Source organism: Georgenia sp. Z1344 (assembly GCF_049856295.1).
GTDB lineage: Bacteria > Actinomycetota > Actinomycetes > Actinomycetales > Actinomycetaceae > JB111.
The window spans coordinates 18,773-36,136 of sequence record NZ_JBNDMZ010000013.1 but is presented as its reverse complement, the minus strand read 5'-3'; the positions used below and the strand labels follow the sequence as shown (position 1 = coordinate 36,136).

Sequence of the window (17,364 nt, the reverse complement as noted above, 5' to 3'; positions counted from 1 at the left end):
TACTCGGGCCCGCGGGCGGCCCTGGGTGAGGCTGCCACCGGCGGGGCGGTCCGGTGTCGAGCGGTCCGGGGCCGGCCCGCCCCGTGCGAGGTGCCCTCAGGCGAGGTGACCGAGGCCGCGCCCCTCGAGGGAGTCGACGACCCCCTTGACGCCCTGGGCCCGCTCGCGGGTCGTCACGAGCAGCGCGTCACCGGTGTCGACGACGACGACGCCGGGCACCCCGAGCAGGGCCACCGTGCGACCGGGCGCGTGGACGAAGGCGCCCTCGGCGTCCTCGGCGACGATGCGGGTCCCCGGCGCTGCGGCCACCCCGCGGTCGTCGGGGACGAGGACCGAGGCCAGCGAGTCGGCGTCCCCGACGTCGGTCCACCCGAGGTCGGCGGGCACCACGGCGACGCGGCCCTCCGCGGCGAGCGGCTCGGCCAGGGCGTGGTCGATGGCGATGCGGGTGAGGGTCGGCCAGGTCTCGTCGAGCACGGCGTCGCGCTCGGGGGTGTCCCAGGCCCGGCCGACGGCACCGAGCCCGGTCGCGAGCTCGGGGTGCAGCTCCGCGAGCGCGTCGAGGAGGTCCCCGGCGAGGGCGACGAACATGCCCGCGTTCCACAGGTGCGCGCCGCCGTGGACGTAGGTGCGTGCGGTGGCGGCATCGGGCTTCTCGACGAAGCTGTCGACGCGGCGGGCGTCGGGGGCGTGCTCCTCCCCCAGCGGCTCGCCCACGGCGATGTAGCCGAACCCGGTGGCGGGGTGGGTCGGCGTGAGGCCGACGGTGACGAGGGAGACGTCGCCGCGCCGCGCGGCCACGGCCGCCTGGGCGACCGCGGAGACGAAAGCCGCCTCGTCGGTGACGAGGTGGTCCGCGGCGAAGGAGCCGATCACCGCGTCGGGTCCGTGCCGTTCCGCGAGGATCGCGGCGGCGAGGCCGATCGCGGCCATCGAGTCCCGCGGGCTGGGCTCGGCGACGACCTCGGCGCGGTCCCCCACCTGCTCGGCCACGGCCTCCGCGTGGGCGACGCCGGTGACGATCGTCGTCGTCGCCGCCAGCGGTGCGAGGCGGCCGACCGTGGCCTCGAGGAGCGAGCGCCCGGACCCGGTGAGGTCGAGGAGGAACTTCGGGCGGTCGCGGCGCGAGAGCGGCCACAGGCGCGTGCCCGCCCCGCCGGCCGGGACGATCGCGTGGATCACCGGAACGCCGTCCGGCTCGACCGGGACGCTCACCGTTCGTCCTTCGGCCCGTACTTCTCGTAGACCTTGCGCGTGTCGGCGTCGAGCTCCCGGCGGGCCTCCGCGGCCTTCTCCTCGAGCCTGCGCACGCGGCGCTCGCGGAACGACCCGAGGAAGCCGCCCGGGTTCGACCCCATCTCCTCGGCGATCCGCTCCTCGCGCTCGCGGGCCGCGACGGCGTCGGGATTGAGCGACGGGTCGACGTCGATGACGCCCGTGATCTGCTGGTGCGGCCAGTCCTTGGTCTCCGGGACGGACTCGGTGATGTAGTTCGGCCGCTCGGTGAAGTGGACCTCCTCGGGAGCCTCGGCGAGCTGCGGCAGCGGCGGGTTCGCGATGAAGGCGCTGACGTAGAGCATGAGGCGGGCGAGCAGATTGACCCAGAGCAGCAGGGTGGCGATCGCGGCGAAACCGGCGAGGAGCGGGTTGTCGACGGCCCCGACCGCGCTGGTGCCGAGCGCACGCAGGACACCCGATCCGACGGCGCCGATCGCGGCGCCCGCCAGGAGGTCCTTCCGCGGCGGCTTCACGGACGCCGTGAAGGAGATGAGCATGACGAAGACGAGCGCGTCGATGACGAACGAGGCCGCGATCGTCCCGATGCGCAGCAGCCACTGGCCGGTCTGTCCCTCGATGCCGATGAGGTCGAGCACCGTCGAGCCGATCGTGTTGACCATGATCGACGCGATCGCGGTGGTGAGCACCGCGAGCGCGAGGACGACGAACCCGGCGATGGGGCGCGCGAGCCGGCCGACGACGAAGTTCTCGGGCGGCGCGTTGATGCCGAACATCGCCTGGATGGCGAGCCGGAGGTTGTTCATCACCGAGCTCGCGGTCCAGACCAGGACGGCGAGGGCGATGATCGACGCCGGGTTGAGCGCCGTGGACACGACGAGCTGGTCGGGACTGACGAGGCCGCCGTTGGTGCCGTCGTCGATGATGCCGGGCATCGCGTCGTTGACGGCGTCGATGACGGTCTGGCGCAGCTCGTCGTTGCCGCCCATGATGCGGCTGAAGATCGTCCAGCCGATGGCGAGCGCGGCGAAGATCGAGAACAGGGCCGAGTACGCGATGCCGCCCGCGAGCATGGCGCCGCGCGCCGTCCCGTAGCGCTGGTTCGCCCGCCACAGCCGGGAGCTCTGCACCCACTCCCAGGCCGCGAGCGCGCGGTCCTTCAGGGTCGGTGCCCCGTCGGCGGGCCGGGGGTCGTCGGCCTCGGTCACCCTCGTCGTCTCGGTCACACCCTGCAGGTTATCGACCTCGCGCGCGTTCGTCGCACGCTCACGGACCGGTCGGGCGAGGGCGACGACGACGACGAGCGGGGCGCGGTCGGGCCACGCCCGTCGAGAGTACGGGTGGGCGAGCCCGGTCAGGCGTAGGTGACCACCAGCGGGGCGTGGTCGGACCAGCGCGTGTCCCAGCTCGGGGCGCGGTCGACCTGCGACTCCTGGGCACGCCCGGCGAACCCGGGGGTGACGAGCTGGTAGTCGATCCGCCAGCCGGCGTCGTTGTCGAACGCCTTGCCGCGGTTCGACCACCACGTGTACGGGCCCTGGACGTCACCGGAGAGCTGCCGGTGGACGTCGACGAGCCCGAGCTCGTCGATCCAGGTGTCGACGAACGCGATCTCGTCGTCGAGCACGCCGGAGGTCTTGTTGTGGTTGCCCTTCCAGTTCTTGATGTCCTGCTCGGTGCGGACGATGTTGAGGTCGCCGGCCAGCAGGACCTCGCGCTCGCCTGCGGCGTGCTGCTCGGTGAGCTCGGACAGCCGGGCCGTGGTGCGGCGCAGGTGGGCGTACTTGTTGTCCATCTTCTGCTGGTCGGTGACCGTGCCCGAGTGGATGTACGCGGAGACCAGCGTGAGCGGGACGTCGAGGCCGGGGACGACGACGTCGGCCTCGACCCACCGCCCCGTGTCGACCGGGGCCTCCTTCTCGGTCCCCAGGCCGATGCGCACCGCCGTGACGTCGAGCGTCGTGGCGATGGCGACGCCCGCCCGGCCCTTGAGGTCGCTGGCCTGCTGGACCACGGTCCACCCGTCCCCGAGGAGACCGGAGAGCGTGGCCTCGTCGGCGCGGACCTCCTGGAGGAGCGCGACCTCGGGGGCGGCCTCCGCGAGCCACTCCCCCATGCCCTTGCGGTAGGCGGCCCGGACCCCGTTGACGTTGACGGTTGCGATCTTCACCCCGCCATCGTGCCAGGCCCTGCCGAGGGCCGGGAACGTGCCGACGCTCGACGGGCGCGGATACGACTCCGCTCCCGCCTAGCCTGGGAACGTGCTGGAGTCCTTCGCCGAGCTGCAGGAACGGCTCACCGACCCTGTCCGGCCTCGCGCGTGCGCCCTGGCCACCGTCGTGGCCACGACCGGATCCGTGCCGCGTCCCGTCGGCACGTCGATGCTCGTCGACGCGGGTGGGACCGTGCGAGGCTCGCTCACGGGCGGCTGTGTCGAGGGTGCGGTGCTCGAGGCCTGCCAGGACGCGCTGGCGACCGGCCGCGCGGCGGTGCACCGGTTCGGCTACAGCGACGACGACGCTCTGGCCGTCGGCCTCATGTGCGGCGGCAGCGTCCACGTGCTGGTCCAGCCGTTCTTCCCCGCGGACCACGCCGTGCCCGTGCAGACCCGGGAGCCGGTCGCGATGGTCGCCGTGCTGCCGGGAGCCGCCGGTCCCGGCGGGTCCGGCACGTCGGGCGGGCGGGGCGGACGCCCGTCCTCGGTCCCGGGCGCCGTGGTGCTCCTCGACCAGGACGAGGCCGCTGTGCGGTCGGCGCTCGCTCCGATGGTCCCCGGTCCTGCGCTCGAGCAGGCGACGGCGCAGGTGGGCGAGATGGTGCGCTCGGGCCGGACGGGCCGCGTGCGCTGCGCGCCGCCGGGCGGATCGCCGGGCCACGAGCAGGAGGAGCCGCTGGAGCTCGTGTGGAGTCCCGCACGCGGCCCGTGCACCTGGTCGTGGCGGGTGCCAACGCCTTCAGCCACGCGCTCGTCGAGGCCGCGCGCCCGCTCGGCCACCGGATCACCGTCTGCGACCCTCGTCCCGCCTTCACCGACCCGGACGGCTTCCCGGGCGCCGAGGTGGTGCGCGACTGGCCGCACCTGTACCTGGAGAAGGCGGCGCGGTCGGGCGACCTCGACTCGCGCAGCCTCGTCTGCGTGCTCACGCACGACCCCAAGGTCGACCTCCCGGCGATCGCCCGGGCGCTCGACCTCGGCGTCGCCTATGTCGGAGCGATGGGCTCGCGGCCGGCCGACCGCGACCGGCGGGCGGCGCTCCGCGCGCAGGGCGTCGGCGAGGCCGCGCTCGCGCGGCTGCACTCCCCCATCGGGCTCGACCTCGGAGCCGTCACGCCGGCCGAGGTGGCCGTCGCGATCCTCGCCGAGATGCTCGGCGTCCGTGCCGGGACCCGTCGGATCGCACCGCTCAGCGCCGGCGACGGTCCGCTGCACCCGGCGTCGGGGACGGCGCGCGAAGCGCTGACCGGGCGGTCCTGACCGAGACTGTCAGCCGCGCAGGAAGGCGTCCCCGAAGAGCGGCAGGTCGCGCACGCGCACACCGGTGGCGTGGTAGGCGGCGTTGGCGATCGCGGCCGGGGAGCCGACGATGCCGATCTCGCCGATCCCGCGCGCGCCCAGCGGTCCCGAGGCGGGGTCCTCCTCGTCGAGCCAGGTGACGTCGATCTCGGGGATGTCGGCGCTCACCGGCACGTGGTACTCGGCGAGGTCGTGGTTGACGACGTGGCCGAACCGAGGGTCGAGCTCGCTCTTCTCGAGGAGGGCCATGCCCGCGCCCATCGTCATGCCGCCGATGAGCTGCGACCGCGCCGTGCGGGGGTTGACGATCCGGCCGGCGGAGAAGACGCCCAGCATGCGGTCGAGCCGGATCTCGCCCGTGGACTCGTTGATCCGTACCTGGGCGAAGTGCGCCCCGAACGAGTTGAGCGACAGCTCCTTCGACGCCGGGTTGGGGTCGGCCGTCCCCTCCGCCTCGGCCCCGGCGGCGGGGTCGGCGCCGTGCTCGTCGTGGAAGTTCTCCGCGGCCGTCAGGACGGCGGCGCTCCAGCTGGACAGCCCGCTCGAGCCGCCCGCCACGGTGGCGTTCGGCAGGTCCGTGTCGCCGATCCGCAGGTCGATCTGGGACAGCGGCACGCGCAGCGCGTCCGCAGCGACCTGGCTCAGCGTGGTCCAGGTTCCGGTGCCGAGGTCCGCCGCGCCGATGTCGACGCGGTAGCCGCCGTCCGTGCGACGGATGCGCGCGACCGAGCCGGGCTGCCGGAACGAGGGGTAGAGCGCCGAGGCGACCCCCGTGCCGATCAGCCAGCCGTCCTCGGGTCGCGAGCGCGGGGCCGGATCGCGGTCGGCCCAGCCGAAGCGCTCGGCGCCGACGTGCAGGCACTCGATGAGCCGGCGCCGGTTGAACGGCAAGCCGGTGTCGGGGTCGGCGTCCGGCTCGTTGCGCTCGCGAAGGACGATCGGGTCCACGCCGCAGCGGGCGGCGAGCTCGTCCATCGCGATCTCGAGCGCCACCATGCCGGGCGCCTCGCCGGGGGCGCGCATCCACGACGGCACGGGGACGTCGAGGGGCACCACGCGCTGGGTGATCCGCCTGTGTCGTCCGGCATACATCATGCGCGCCGGCTTGGCGGCCAGCTCCGTGAACTCCTTGGTGCGCGAGGACATCGCGACCGCGTCGAACCCGAACGCGGTGAGCGTGCCGTCGGCGCGGGCGCCGAGCCGCACGTGCTGACGCGTCGGCGCCCGGTAGCCGGTGAGCGCGAACATCTGCTGCCGGGAGACGGCGTACTTCACCGCGCGCCCGGGCACGCCGCGCGCGGCCAGCGCCGCGAGCACGGCGTCGGCGTGCGGCAGTCCCTTGGAGCCGAAGCCGCCGCCGATGTGCGGGGCCACGATCCGCAGCTGCTCCGGCTCGATCCCGAGGACGGGGGCGAGCGCCTCCCGTGCCGGGTGCGCGCCCTGCGTCGACATCCACAGGGTGAGCCGGTCGCCGTCCCAGCGCGCGACGGTGGTGTGCGGCTCCATCGGGTTGTTGTGCTCCATCGGCGTCGCGTAGCTCTCGTCGACGACGACCTCCGCGTCGGCCAGGGCCGCGTCCAGGTCGCCGTCGTCGACGTCGTCCGCGCCGCCTTCCGGCTCGCGCAGCGACGGATGGTCGGCGCGGAAGTCGGCGTCGTGCTCCTGGTGCTCGTAGCGGATCTCGACAAGGCCGGCGGCGTGCCGCGCGACCTCCGGCGTCGTGGCGACCACGGCGCCCAGGTACTGGCCACGGAATCCGATCTCGGCGCTCTGCAGGACGGCGAGCTCGCCGTCGGAGGTGTCGCCGAGCGCCGGCGCGTCCCGGTAGGTGAGGACGTGCACGACCCCGTCGACGGACCCGGCGGCGGCGGTGTCGATGCCGGCCGCGCGGCCGCGGGCCACGGTGGCCTGCAGCGGGTAGAGGTACAGCGCGGTGCCGACCTCGTGCTCGTAGGCGTAGGGCACGCGGCCGCGGACCTTGTCGGCGCCCTCGAGGCGTGCCGGGTCGGTGCCGATCGCGGAGGCGGCGAGGAGCTCACTCATCGTCGCTCACCTCGATGCCGGTGAGCTCGGCGAGCACGGCGACGAGGGTGCCGCGCGCCATGGGGACCTTGAACGCGTTGCCCTCCAACGTCCTCGCCGCCTCGAGCTCGGCGTCGGCGGCGCGGCGGAACACCTCGCGCGTGGGCTCGGCGCCGCGCAGCACCTCCTCGGCCGGCCGCGCCCGCCACGGCTTGTGGGCAACGCCGCCGAGCGCGATCCGTGCGTCCCGGATCCTCGGCGTAGGGCCGGTCTCGTCGAGGTCGACGACCGCGGCGACGGAGACGAGCGCGAAGGCGTAGGAGGCGCGGTCGCGGACCTTCCGGTAGGTGGAGCGGGACGACGGCGTCGGCGGGGGCAGCTCCACCGACGTGATCAGCTCGCCGTGGGCGAGGACCGTGTCCGTCTCGGGCCGGTCGCCCGGGAGCCGGTGGAGCTCGACGACCGGGAGGCGGCGTTCACCGTCGGGCCCGAGGACGACGACCGTGGCGTCGAGTGCGGCCAGGGCGACGGCCATGTCGGAGGGGTGGGTGGCGACGCAGTGCTCGGACGCGCCGAGGACGGCGTGGTACCGGGTGTAGCCACCGATCGCCGAGCAGCCGGACCCGGGCTCGCGCTTGTTGCACGGCGTGCTGACGTCCTGGAAGTACACGCAGCGGGTCCGCTGCAGCAGGTTCCCGCCGGTGGTCGCCGCGTTGCGCAGCTGCCCGGAGGCACCAGAGAGCAGGGCGCGCGAGAGCACCGGGTAGTTCCGGCGGATGCGGGGGTGCGCGGCGAGGTCGCTGTTGCGCACCATCGCCCCGATCCGCACGCCGCCGTCGTCCAGGTCCTCGACCTCTGCCAGGTCGAGCCGGTTGATGTCGACCAGCAGGTCCGGCTCGCGCACGCCGAGCTTGAGGTGGTCGACGAGGTTCGTGCCGCCCGCGAGGAAGGCGGCGTCCGGGCGGTCCGCGACGGCGGCGACCGCGCCCTGCGGGTCGGCGGCCCGCTCGTAGTCGAAGGGTCTCATCGCTGCTCCTCCGCCACCTGCCGGACGGCCGCCACGATGTTGACGTAGGCGCCGCAGCGGCACAGGTTGCCGCTCATCCGCTCACGGATCTCCGCGTCGGACAGCTCCGTCGGTCCCTCGAGGTCGTCGCTCGCGGCGCTCGGTGCGCCGTCGGCCGCCTCCCGCAGCATGCCGGCGGCCGAGCAGACCTGTCCCGGCGTGCAGTAGCCGCACTGGAACGCGTCCTGCTCGAGGAAGGCCCTGTGCAGGGCGGCGGGTGCGTCGCCCTCGGCGAGACCGTCCGACGTGGTGACCTCGGCCCCGTCGTGGACGAGGGCGAGCGCGAGGCAGGAGTTGAGGCGGCGGCCGTCGACGAGGACGGTGCACGCCCCGCACTGGCCGTGGTCGCAGCCCTTCTTCGGCGACATCACGCCCAGCCGGTCCCGAAGGGCATCGAGCAGGGTGGTGCGCGGGTCGACGGCCACGGTGCGTTCCTCGCCGTCGACGACGAGTTCCAGCTGGTGATCCACAGGTACCTCCGCGGGATCGTGGGCGGCGTCGCTCGACGCTAGACCCGCGTCCGAGGGTCGGCAACCGCGGACCGACCACCCGGGGCCGGTCGGGGCCGGGTCGGAGCCGGGTCGACTTATGCGGCCGTACCGGTGGCGGTCGCCCGCTCCGCCGCCTCGACCGCGTTGCGGAACAGCAGCGCGATCGTCGTCGGTCCCACCCCGCCGATCCGCGGCGTGATGGCCCCGGCGACCTCGGCGCACGACTCGTCGACGTCGGGCAGGAGCTTCCGCCCCTCGTAGCGCACGCCACCGCCGACGACCGTGACGCCCGGCGAGAGGTGCTCGGGCCGGAGGATGCCGGGCACGCCCGCGGCGGCGATGACGACCTCCGCGCGGCGCGTGTACCGCTCCCAGTCCGGCACGCCGGTGTGGACGACCGTGACGGCGGCGTTCGCCGTCGCCCGCTTCTGCGACAGCAGCAGCGCGAGCGGCCGGCCGAGGGTGGTGCCGCGGCCGAGGATGACGACCTCGCGCCCCGAGATCGGGATGTCGTGGAACGCGAGCAGCGCCTCGATGCCCGCAGGCGTGCACGGGACGGGGCCGGGCATGCCCAGTGCGAGCCGCCCCATGTTGACCGGGTGCAGGCCGTCGACGTCCTTGTCCGGGTCGAGCGCGAGGAGCGCGGCGTCGAAGTCGATCTGCGGTGGCGTGGGGTGCTGGAGGAGCACGCCGTGGACGTCCGCCGCGTCGTTCATCTCGGACACGGCGGCGAGCACGTCGGCCTGGGTGGCGTCGTCGGGCAGGTGGATGTGGGGCGAGGTGAAGCCGAGCTCGGCGGCCTTCGCCTGCTTCATCCGGATGTACCCGGCCGAGGCGGAGTCGGAGCCGACGAGGATCGTGCCCAGGCCCGGCGTCGTGCCGCCCTCGACGAGGCGGGCGGCGCGCTCGCGGACGTCCGCGAGGACCGACTCGGCGACCGGGCCGCCGGGGAGCAGCCGGGCGGTCACTGGGCGAGGCCCTCGTAGAGCGGGAACTGGGCGGTGAGGGCGTCGACGCGGGCGTGCAGGGCCTCGACGTCGGCGCTCTGACCGTCCCGCAGGGCGATGGCGATGATGTCGGCGACCTCCCGGAACTCGGTCTCCCCGAACCCGCGGGTGGCGAGCGCGGGGGTGCCGATTCGCAGGCCGGACGTCACGCGCGGGGGACGCGGGTCGAACGGGACGGAGTTGCGGTTGACCGTGATGCCGGCCGCGTGCAGGAGGTCCTCGGCCTGCTGGCCGTCGAGCGCGTGGTTGCGCAGGTCGACGAGCACGAGGTGGACGTCCGTGCCTCCGGTGACGAGCGAGACGCCGGTCGAGGCGACGTCCTCCGCGAGGAGGCGCTCGGCGAGGATCTGCGCGCCCTGGACCGTGCGGCGCTGGCGGTCCTTGAACTCGTCGCCGTGGGCGAGCTTGAGGGCCACGGCCTTGGCCGCGACGACGTGCATGAGCGGTCCGCCCTGCTGGCCGGGGAACACGGCCGAGTTGAGCTTCTTGCCGAGCGGCTCGGGGTCCTTCGCGAGGATCATGCCGGAGCGGGGACCGCCGATCGTCTTGTGGATCGTCGTGGACACCACGTCGGAGTGCGGGACCGGGTTCGGGTGGAGGCCCGCGGCGACGAGCCCCGCGAAGTGCGCCATGTCGGTCCACAGGTAGGCGCCGACCTCGTCCGCGATCTCGCGGAAGGCGGCGAAGTCGAGCTGGCGGGGGTAGGCGGACCAGCCGGCCACGATGACCTTGGGCCGGGTGGCGAGGGCGGTCTCGCGGACGGCGTCCATCTCGATCCGGTGGGTCTGCTCGTCCACGCCGTACGCGGAGACGTCGTAGAGCTTGCCGGAGAAGTTGATCCGCATCCCGTGCGTGAGGTGACCGCCGTGGGCGAGGTCGAGGCCCAGCAGCGGGTCGCCCGGGGTGAGCAGCGCGTGGAGGACGGCCGCGTTGGCCTGGGCCCCGGAGTGCGGCTGGACGTTGGCCCAACCGGCGCCGAAGAGCGACTTCGCGCGGTCGATCGCGAGGTTCTCCGCGATGTCGACCTGCTCGCAGCCGCCGTAGTAGCGGCGCCCCGGGTAGCCCTCGGCGTACTTGTTCGTCAGGACGGAGCCGGCGGCCTGGAGGACGGCGCGCGGGACGAAGTTCTCCGACGCGATCATCTCGAGGGTCTCGCGCTGGCGGGTGAGCTCGCCCTCGAGGACCGCGGCGATCTCCGGGTCCACCTCCGCGAGCGGGGCGTCGAGCGAACGGGCGGTGGGGCTGGTCTCGGTGGTCATCTCTCTCCTCGGTCGGTCACGCCACGGCGTGAGCTCTCACGACTGTGGTGACCTCGACCCAGGCGGACGGCCGAAGACTTCTCCCCGTGGCGGACCACGGTCGCGTCGCTCCCCGGTGGTCGATCCACCTCTCGCCAGTCACGACGTGGTCAGCCTACCGGCCCGCGGGAGCCTCCGCCGTCCGGCTACTCGGCGCTGCGCGCGGCGTCGGCGCTCGCCCCGACCGGGTCCCCCTCGCCGAGGATGCGGCGCAGGTAGGCGTACGTGAGGTCGCCGGTGTGCTGGTCGAACTGGTGCTCGAAACCGTTCTTCTGGTACATCGCGAGGTTCTGCACCGAGTCCTGGCCGGTGGAGATCCAGACCTCCGCGGTCTCCTCGGGCAGGTACTCGAGGACCGACATGAGCAGCTCGGTGCCGATGCCCTGGTTCTGGAGGTCGGGGACGACGGCGAGGCGGCTGAGGGTCGCCCGGTCCCCGCCGAGCTCGACCCGGACGGAGCCGACGAGCCGGTGGCCGAGCCAGCCGCCGATCGTCACGACGTCGGCGCGCGCCAGGTCGGCGCGCAGCTCGGTGAGCGACTGCGTGAGGGCCGGCAGGTGCGGGTCCTGGTAGATCTGGGCCTCCGTGACGAACGCGGCACGACGGACCGTCATCAGCTCGCCAGCGTGCTCGTCGTCGACCACGTCGATGGTTACGTCCATGTCGGTAGTCTTCCATCCCCGACGCCCCCGCGTCGGACCTCGGCGCGCGGAGTGGTCACCTCGGCGGCGGCCCGACGCGGACGACTAGGGTGCCGCCGGTGAACCCCACAGTCGTCGACCCGCAGCATCTCGTCCTCGCCCTGTCCTGCCCGGACCGGCCCGGCATCGTGCACGCCGTCTCCGGCCTGCTCTCCGAGCACGGCGGCAACATCACGGAGTCCCAGCAGTACGGCGACCCCGAGACCGGCCTGTTCTTCATGCGGGTCCAGGTCCGCACGGAGCACGACGTCGACGACGTGCGGGCCGCCGTGGAGGGGCTCGCCGAGCGGTTCGACATGACGTACACGCTCGACGTCGTCGGACGCCCGCTGCGCACGATCGTGCTGGTCTCCAAGGAGGCGCACTGCCTCACCGACCTGCTGTTCCGGCAGCGCTCGGACCGCCTCCAGGTCGACGTCGCGGCCGTGGTGTCCAACCACCCCGACCTCGAGCCCCTCGCGCGGTTCTACGACGTCCCGTTCCTGCACGTGCCGGTGACGAAGGAGACCAAGCCGGAGGCCGAGGCGCGGCTGATGACGCTGGTGGACGAGCTCGGCATCGAGCTCGTGGTCCTCGCCCGGTACATGCAGATCCTCTCCGACGACCTGTGCCGCAAGCTCGCCGGGCGGGCCATCAACATCCACCACTCGTTCCTGCCGAGCTTCAAGGGCGCGCGCCCCTACGCCCAGGCGCACGCGCGAGGCGTCAAGCTCATCGGGGCGAGCGCGCACTACGTGACGGCGGACCTCGACGAGGGGCCGATCATCGAGCAGGACGTCGAACGGGTGACCCACGCCGACGAGGTCGCCGAGCTCGTGGCGCGCGGGCAGGACGTCGAGCGGCGCGTGCTGGCCCGGGCGGTGCGCTGGCACGCCGAGCACCGGGTGCTCCTCAACGGTCACCGGACCGTCGTCCTCCCCTGACGACTGCGGGGACTTTCCGTCACGAGGGTGGGGGTCCCTCGGCGGGTGAGCGGCTGTCCGTCTGACGAGTGAGCGCTCACCCCGCCCACGACGACGAAGCGGGCCCCGCACCCATCAGGGTGCGGGGCCCGCTCACGCGTGACCGTCAGGTCGGATCAGCGGCGGATACCCAGGGTGTCCGCGCCGTCGCCGTTCCAGTCGCCGACGAACACCTCGTCGCCCGAGCGGCCGTAGTGGACCTCGCGGTCCGCCCAACCACCGGTGAGGGTGTTGGACATCAGGTACAGGTTCCCGCGACGCGAGGCGAACGTGTCGCTGCCGTCCCCGTCCCAGTCACCCACGAGCACCTGGTCGGCCGCGCGCCCGTAGGTGAACTCCGCGTCCGCCCAACCACTGGCCAGGCTGTTGGACACGAAGTACCGGGCCCCACGACGCACCGCGAACGTGTCCGTCCCGTCGCCGTCGTAGTCACCGACCAGGACCTGGTCGTTCGCGCGGCCGTAGTCCAGCTCGGTCTCCGCGTCCCCACCGGTGTGGCGGTTGGTGAGGAAGTAGCTGTTCCCGCGTCGGACGGCGAAGGTGTCCACGCCGTCGCCGTTCCAGTCACCCACGAGCACGGTGTCCCCGGAGCGGCCGAACGTCAGCTCGATGTCCGCGTTGCCCCCGTAGAGGGAGTTGGACAGGAAGTAGGCGTTCCCGCGGCGGACCGCGAGCGTGTCGGACCCGTCGCCGTCCCAGTCACCGACCAGGACCTCGTCGCCGGGGCGCCCGAAGGAGAACTCGTGGTCGGCCCAGATGTCCCAGCCGTCGTTGAGGTAGAACCCACGACCCGGCGTCGGCGGGACCGGCTCCGGCTCGGGCTCCGGCTCGACGGGCGTCTCGGTGAGGTCGAAGCCGCCGGCGAAGCGCGCCGGGATGCCGGCGCTGAGCACGGCCTCCCGGGTCTCCTCGGCGTCGAACTCGAAGCCCTCGGGCACCGCGACGACCTGGACGGTCCAGGTCACGAGCTCGAGGCCGTCGACACGCAGGGTGCCCTCGGCGTCGCTCGTGTCCTGCTCGGAGCCCTCGACGACGTCGAGCGTGTCGCCGTTCGACCCGGTGAAGCGGTAGGTCACGCCGGCGACCGGCTCCTCGTCCGGACCGGTCGCGTAGACGCTCACGCGGCCGTTGCCCGGGAGGACGAACTCGCCCAGGTCCTGCTCGTCCCCGGTGATGGTGACCGAGAAGGGCTCGGACGCGCGCCAGGGGCTGGCCACGCCGATGTTCTCCACCGTGTACTCACCAGCCGGCAGGCCCATCACCGAGAAGGCACCGTTCGCCTCGTCCGAGTCGGACAGGTTGGCGATGTCAGTGTTCCGCGCGTCGTTGTCCGCGACGACGAAGACGTTGTCCTCGGCGTCGGTGAACTGCCACGTGGTGTTGCTGATCGCGTAGTCGGACGAGTCGGCCACCGTGAAGGAGACCGGGCCGGGGATCTCGGCGAGGACCCAGCCACCCGCGAACCGGGAGGACGTCCCTGCGTCGATCGTTGTCGTGAGGGCCTCGGCCGCCTCGACGTCGTAACCCTCGGCCTCGATGATCTCGACCGTGTACTCACCCAGCTCGAGACCACCGGCACGCACCGTGCCGGCCGCCGGAGCAAGGTCAGCCTCGGACCCGTCGACAACGTCGACGCTCGTGCCGTCGGCGTGCGTGAACCGAACCGTCACGCCCTCGATCGGAGCGTCGTCCTCGTCGGTCACCCAGGCCGCGATGCGGCCGTTGCCCGGCAGGACCAACTCGCCGAGGTCCTGCTCGTCCCCGGTGATGGTGACCGAGAAGGGCTCGGACGCGCGCCAGGGGCTGGCCACGCCGATGTTCTCCACCGTGTACTCACCAGCCGGCAGGCCCATCACCGAGAAGGCACCGTTCGCCTCGTCCGAGTCGGACAGGTTGGCGATGTCAGTGTTCCGCGCGTCGTTGTCCGCGACGACGAAGACGTTGTCCTCGGCGTCGGTGAACTGCCACGTGGTGTTGCTGATCGCGTAGTCGGACGAGTCGGCCACCGTGAAGGAGACCGGGCCGGGGATCTCCGCGACGCGGAGGCCACCGGCGAAGCGGTGCGGAGCGCCCGCGGTCAGCGTGACCGTGAGCTCCTGGGACTCGTCGAAGGAGTAACCCTCCGGCGCCTCGACCATCGTCACCGTGTAGGTGCCCAGTTCGAGCTGACCGAACTCGACGTAACCGTCGCGGTCGTTGCCGTCACCCTCGCCACCGTCGACGACGTCGCGGCTCTCGCCGTCCGCGTCGGTGATCCGGAAGGTCGCACCCGCCACGTACTCGTCCGCCTCGTCCTGCAGGTAGACGGTCGTGGACGCGTTGCCCAGCATGACGAACGGCTCGAGCGACTGCTCGCCACCGTCGACCGTCACCGTGACCGGCTCCGGGGCGCGGTAGGCCGAGGAACCGTGACGCTCGTTCGTCACCGTGTACTCGCCGGCAGGCATGCCGTCGACGACGATCGAACCGAACGCGTTGTCCGAGTCACGCAACGTCGTGACCTCGCCACCGTTGCTGCGGTTGTTGTCCGCCACGTAGAACTGCGTGCCGTCCTCAGCGGTGAACAGCCAGGCCGTCGACCCGACCGTGTCACCCAGGGTGTTGAGCACCGAGATGCTCAGCGGACCCGGGATCTCGGCCAGGACCCAGCCGCCGGCCCAGACGGCCGCCGCACCGGAGTCGATCGTCGTCGTGAGAGCCTCGGCCGCCTCGACGTCGTAACCCTCGGCCTCGATGATCTCGACCGTGTAGTCACCCAGCTCGAGGTTGCCCGCACGCACCGTGCCGGCCGCCGGAGCAAGGTCAGCCTCGGACCCGTCGACAACGTCGACGCTCGTGCCGTCGGCGTGCGTGAACCGAACGGTCACGCCCTCGATCGGCGCGTCGTCCTCATCGGTCACCCATGCCGCGATGCGCCCGTTGCCCGGGAGGACGAACTCGCCCAGATCCTGCTCGTCCCCGGTGATCGTCACCGAGACCGGCTCCGCGGCACGCCACGGCGAGGCCACCGAGATGTTCTCGACCGTGTACTCGCCGGCCGGGATGCCGGAGACGGACGCCTGACCGTTCGCGTCGTTCGCGTCGTCGAGGTCGGCCTGACGCGCGTTGTTGTCCGCCACCGTGAAGGTCTCGCCCTCGGCGTCGGTGAACTGCCACACCGTGTTGCTGATGGTGTAGTCGGACGAGTCGGCGACCGTGAACGTCACCGGGCCCGGGACGACCGGGATCTCGGTCAGGACCCAGCCGCCGGCGAACCGGGAGGAGGTACCGGAGTCGATCGTCGTCGTGAGGGCCTCGGCCGCCTCGACGTCGTAACCCTCGGCCTCGATGATCTCGACCGTGTAGTCACCCAGCTCGAGGTTGCCCGCACGCACCGTGCCGGCCGCCGGAGCCAGGTCCTGCTCGGACCCGTCGACAACCTCGACGGACTCACCCGAGGAGTGCGTGAACCGAACGGTCACACCCTCGATCGGCTCGTCCGCCTCGTCGGTCACCCATGCCGCGATGCGCCCGTTGCCGAGCATGACGAACGGCACGAGCGCCTGCTCGCCGCCGTCGACCGTCACCGTGGCCGCCGCCGGAGCGCGGTAGGCGGAGGAGCCCGCGCTCTCGTTGGTCACCGTGTACTCGCCGGCCGGGAGGCCGTCGACCACGATCGAGCCGAACGCGCTGTCCGTGTCCTCCAGCGTGGTGATCTCGCCACCGTTGCTGCGGTTGTTGTCCGCCAGGTAGAACTGCGTGCCGTCCTCAGCAGTGAACAGCCAGCCCGTGGAGCCGACCGTGTCGCCCTGCATGTTCTCGACGCTCACCGTGAGCGGGCCGGGAACGACGGGGGTCGCGGGGAGCACGAAGGCGCGGTAATCGACGAAGCTGAAGCCCGAGCGCGAGAACGTCCGCGAGCGGGCATCGTCGGCCGGGATCTCGTAGCCCTCGGGCGCCGCGACGATCTCGTACGTGCTGGCGCCGAGAGGCAGGCCCTCCACGCTGATGACACCCGGGAGCGAGTTGTGGTCGCCCTCGGCATTGTCGACAACATCGATCTGCGTGCCGTTGGCGGTCGTGAAGCGGACCGTTGCGCCCTCGACGTATGCACCGGCGGCGTCGTGCGTCCGGACCTGAGCGATGCCGTTGAGGTCGAGCACGATGTCCTCGAGCGACTGCTCGCCACCCTCGATGGTCGCCTCGAACGCCTCGGCGCGCTGCCAGGCGCGCAGCGAGCTCGTGTCGGTCACGGTGTAGTCGCCGGCGGGCAGACCCTCGACCGTGATCGCGCCCTGGGCCGGGTCGGTGTCCCCGAGGACGTTCTCACCGTCGGCGGTACCACCGTCGACGACGACGAACGCCGAGCCCTCGGCGTCGGTGAAGGTCCACTGCGTGCCGTTGACAGCCGCACCGTCCGTGCCGTTGATCGCGAAGCTGACGATCGGGTCCTCGACGACGGGGGCGTCGGTCCCCGGGCTCGGGGCGGCCATCGTGAAGTCGGCAGCGTTGTCGTCGGTGTCGACGAAGTCCGTGCGGTGCCACGACCGGGGGTCGGTCGAACCGCCCTGGCTCGCCGCGGCAGCGGTGCCCTCGTACGCGTTGACGGAGCCGGTGCCGACGAGGTCGATGATCTGCTCGTGCTGCGTCGTGTCGATCGACCCGGTCGGGAGCGCGATCGTGTCCTGCGTGTCGACGAGCGCGATGACGCCGAGGTTGTAGCTCGCCGTGGTGTTCTCGGCGTACTCGTCGGCCGAGGGGATGAGGTCCTCGCCGTGCGCGTCGACACCGCCACGCATGGCTACGACGTAGTACTCGCCGGGCTGGATGGTGCCGGAGAGGTCGTGCGTGCCGTGCGACAGCCCGCTGCCGCGTCCGCGGTACTGCAGCGACATCTCGCTGAGGTCGACGGGGGCGTCGGTCGGGTTGTAGAGCTCGACGAAGTCCTGCTGGAACGGCTGGCCGGTGGAGCCGCCGCGCGTGTAGTACTCGTTGATGATGACGTCGGTGCCGTCGGGGGCTGCCGCCGCGGGTGCCGCGACGACGGGGACGGCCAGAGGGGTGAGGACCATCGCAGCCACTGCGCCG

The 17,364-nt window shown here is 72.6% G+C and carries 12 protein-coding genes, 1 pseudogene and 1 riboswitch; of the genes and pseudogenes, 3 read left to right on the top strand and 10 right to left on the bottom strand.

What is annotated here, in order from left to right; translation table 11 throughout:
- Nucleotides 1-96 precede the first annotated feature (96 nt).
- From ACPYO6_RS14290 to ACPYO6_RS14280, 3 genes are all read right to left on the bottom strand, one after another.
- Entirely contained in the window at nucleotides 97-1,215 is a 1,119-nt protein-coding gene (locus ACPYO6_RS14290; protein WP_425715439.1) for a mannose-1-phosphate guanylyltransferase, read from the bottom strand.
- The gene (locus tag ACPYO6_RS14285; protein ID WP_425715438.1) at nucleotides 1,212-2,462 is read right to left on the bottom strand and encodes a YihY/virulence factor BrkB family protein; all 1,251 of its coding nucleotides are present in this window, start codon (nucleotides 2,460-2,462) and stop codon (nucleotides 1,212-1,214) included. The genes ACPYO6_RS14290 and ACPYO6_RS14285 overlap by 4 nt, the downstream gene beginning before the upstream one ends.
- A gap of 128 nt (nucleotides 2,463-2,590) precedes the next feature.
- Nucleotides 2,591-3,406 (bottom strand): exodeoxyribonuclease III, encoded by an 816-nt coding sequence (locus ACPYO6_RS14280; protein WP_425715437.1) that lies wholly within the window; start codon nucleotides 3,404-3,406, stop codon nucleotides 2,591-2,593.
- A 91-nt stretch (nucleotides 3,407-3,497) separates the two neighbouring features.
- Here ACPYO6_RS14280 and ACPYO6_RS14275 point away from each other — a divergent pair.
- Nucleotides 3,498-3,680, top strand: a pseudogene (locus ACPYO6_RS14275) (XdhC family protein); the annotation flags it as partial.
- Nucleotides 3,681-4,138: 458 nt separating this feature from the next.
- A complete protein-coding gene (locus ACPYO6_RS14270; protein WP_425715436.1) occupies nucleotides 4,139-4,711 on the top strand; it encodes an XdhC family protein in 573 nt (190 codons plus the stop codon).
- Between the two features lie 9 nt (nucleotides 4,712-4,720).
- Here ACPYO6_RS14270 and ACPYO6_RS14265 read toward each other — a convergent pair whose 3' ends face one another.
- From ACPYO6_RS14265 to ACPYO6_RS14240, 6 genes are all read right to left on the bottom strand, one after another.
- On the bottom strand, nucleotides 4,721-6,793 hold the full coding sequence (locus ACPYO6_RS14265) for a xanthine dehydrogenase family protein molybdopterin-binding subunit (RefSeq protein WP_425715435.1): 2,073 nt from the start codon (nucleotides 6,791-6,793) through the stop codon (nucleotides 4,721-4,723).
- Nucleotides 6,786-7,799, bottom strand: coding sequence for an FAD binding domain-containing protein (locus ACPYO6_RS14260; protein WP_425715434.1), 1,014 nt, complete (start codon nucleotides 7,797-7,799; stop codon nucleotides 6,786-6,788). The genes ACPYO6_RS14265 and ACPYO6_RS14260 overlap by 8 nt, the downstream gene beginning before the upstream one ends.
- On the bottom strand, nucleotides 7,796-8,308 hold the full coding sequence (locus ACPYO6_RS14255) for a (2Fe-2S)-binding protein (RefSeq protein ID WP_425715433.1): 513 nt from the start codon (nucleotides 8,306-8,308) through the stop codon (nucleotides 7,796-7,798). The genes ACPYO6_RS14260 and ACPYO6_RS14255 overlap by 4 nt, the downstream gene beginning before the upstream one ends.
- Nucleotides 8,309-8,424: 116 nt before the next feature.
- The gene (locus tag ACPYO6_RS14250) at nucleotides 8,425-9,297 is read right to left on the bottom strand and encodes a bifunctional 5,10-methylenetetrahydrofolate dehydrogenase/5,10-methenyltetrahydrofolate cyclohydrolase (RefSeq protein WP_425715432.1); all 873 of its coding nucleotides are present in this window, start codon (nucleotides 9,295-9,297) and stop codon (nucleotides 8,425-8,427) included.
- Nucleotides 9,294-10,595: a serine hydroxymethyltransferase gene (gene glyA, locus ACPYO6_RS14245; protein WP_425715431.1), complete on the bottom strand. Its 1,302-nt coding sequence runs from the start codon at nucleotides 10,593-10,595 to the stop codon at nucleotides 9,294-9,296. Before glyA ends, ACPYO6_RS14250 begins: the two co-directional genes overlap by 4 nt.
- Nucleotides 10,596-10,644: 49 nt before the next feature.
- Nucleotides 10,645-10,747, bottom strand: a riboswitch (ZMP/ZTP riboswitch).
- Between the two features lie 33 nt (nucleotides 10,748-10,780).
- Complete coding sequence (locus tag ACPYO6_RS14240) at nucleotides 10,781-11,296, bottom strand: GNAT family N-acetyltransferase (RefSeq protein WP_425715430.1); 516 nt, start codon at nucleotides 11,294-11,296, stop codon at nucleotides 10,781-10,783.
- A 98-nt stretch (nucleotides 11,297-11,394) separates the two neighbouring features.
- On the opposite strand from ACPYO6_RS14240, the gene purU reads away from it, so the two are divergent.
- Nucleotides 11,395-12,258 carry a formyltetrahydrofolate deformylase gene (gene purU / locus ACPYO6_RS14235; protein ID WP_425715429.1) on the top strand — a complete coding sequence of 288 codons (864 nt, stop codon included), beginning with the start codon at nucleotides 11,395-11,397 and terminating at the stop codon, nucleotides 12,256-12,258.
- A 155-nt stretch (nucleotides 12,259-12,413) separates the two neighbouring features.
- Here the strand turns inward: purU and ACPYO6_RS14230 are convergent, their stop codons facing one another.
- Nucleotides 12,414-17,348 (bottom strand): SpaA isopeptide-forming pilin-related protein, encoded by a 4,935-nt coding sequence (locus ACPYO6_RS14230; protein ID WP_425715428.1) that lies wholly within the window; start codon nucleotides 17,346-17,348, stop codon nucleotides 12,414-12,416.
- Between the last annotated feature and the right edge of the window lie 16 nt (nucleotides 17,349-17,364).

What these genes read in the sequence shown, in the direction of transcription:
- ACPYO6_RS14265 (WP_425715435.1), bottom strand. Translation starts at nt 6,793, where the DNA reads ATGAGTGAGCTCCTCGCCGCCTCCGCGATCGGCACCGACCCGGCACGC.
- ACPYO6_RS14260 (WP_425715434.1), bottom strand. Translation starts at nt 7,799, where the DNA reads ATGAGACCCTTCGACTACGAGCGGGCCGCCGACCCGCAGGGCGCGGTC.
- glyA (WP_425715431.1), bottom strand. Translation starts at nt 10,595, where the DNA reads ATGACCACCGAGACCAGCCCCACCGCCCGTTCGCTCGACGCCCCGCTC.
- ACPYO6_RS14240 (WP_425715430.1), bottom strand. Translation starts at nt 11,296, where the DNA reads ATGGACGTAACCATCGACGTGGTCGACGACGAGCACGCTGGCGAGCTG.
- ACPYO6_RS14230 (WP_425715428.1), bottom strand. Translation starts at nt 17,348, where the DNA reads ATGGTCCTCACCCCTCTGGCCGTCCCCGTCGTCGCGGCACCCGCGGCG.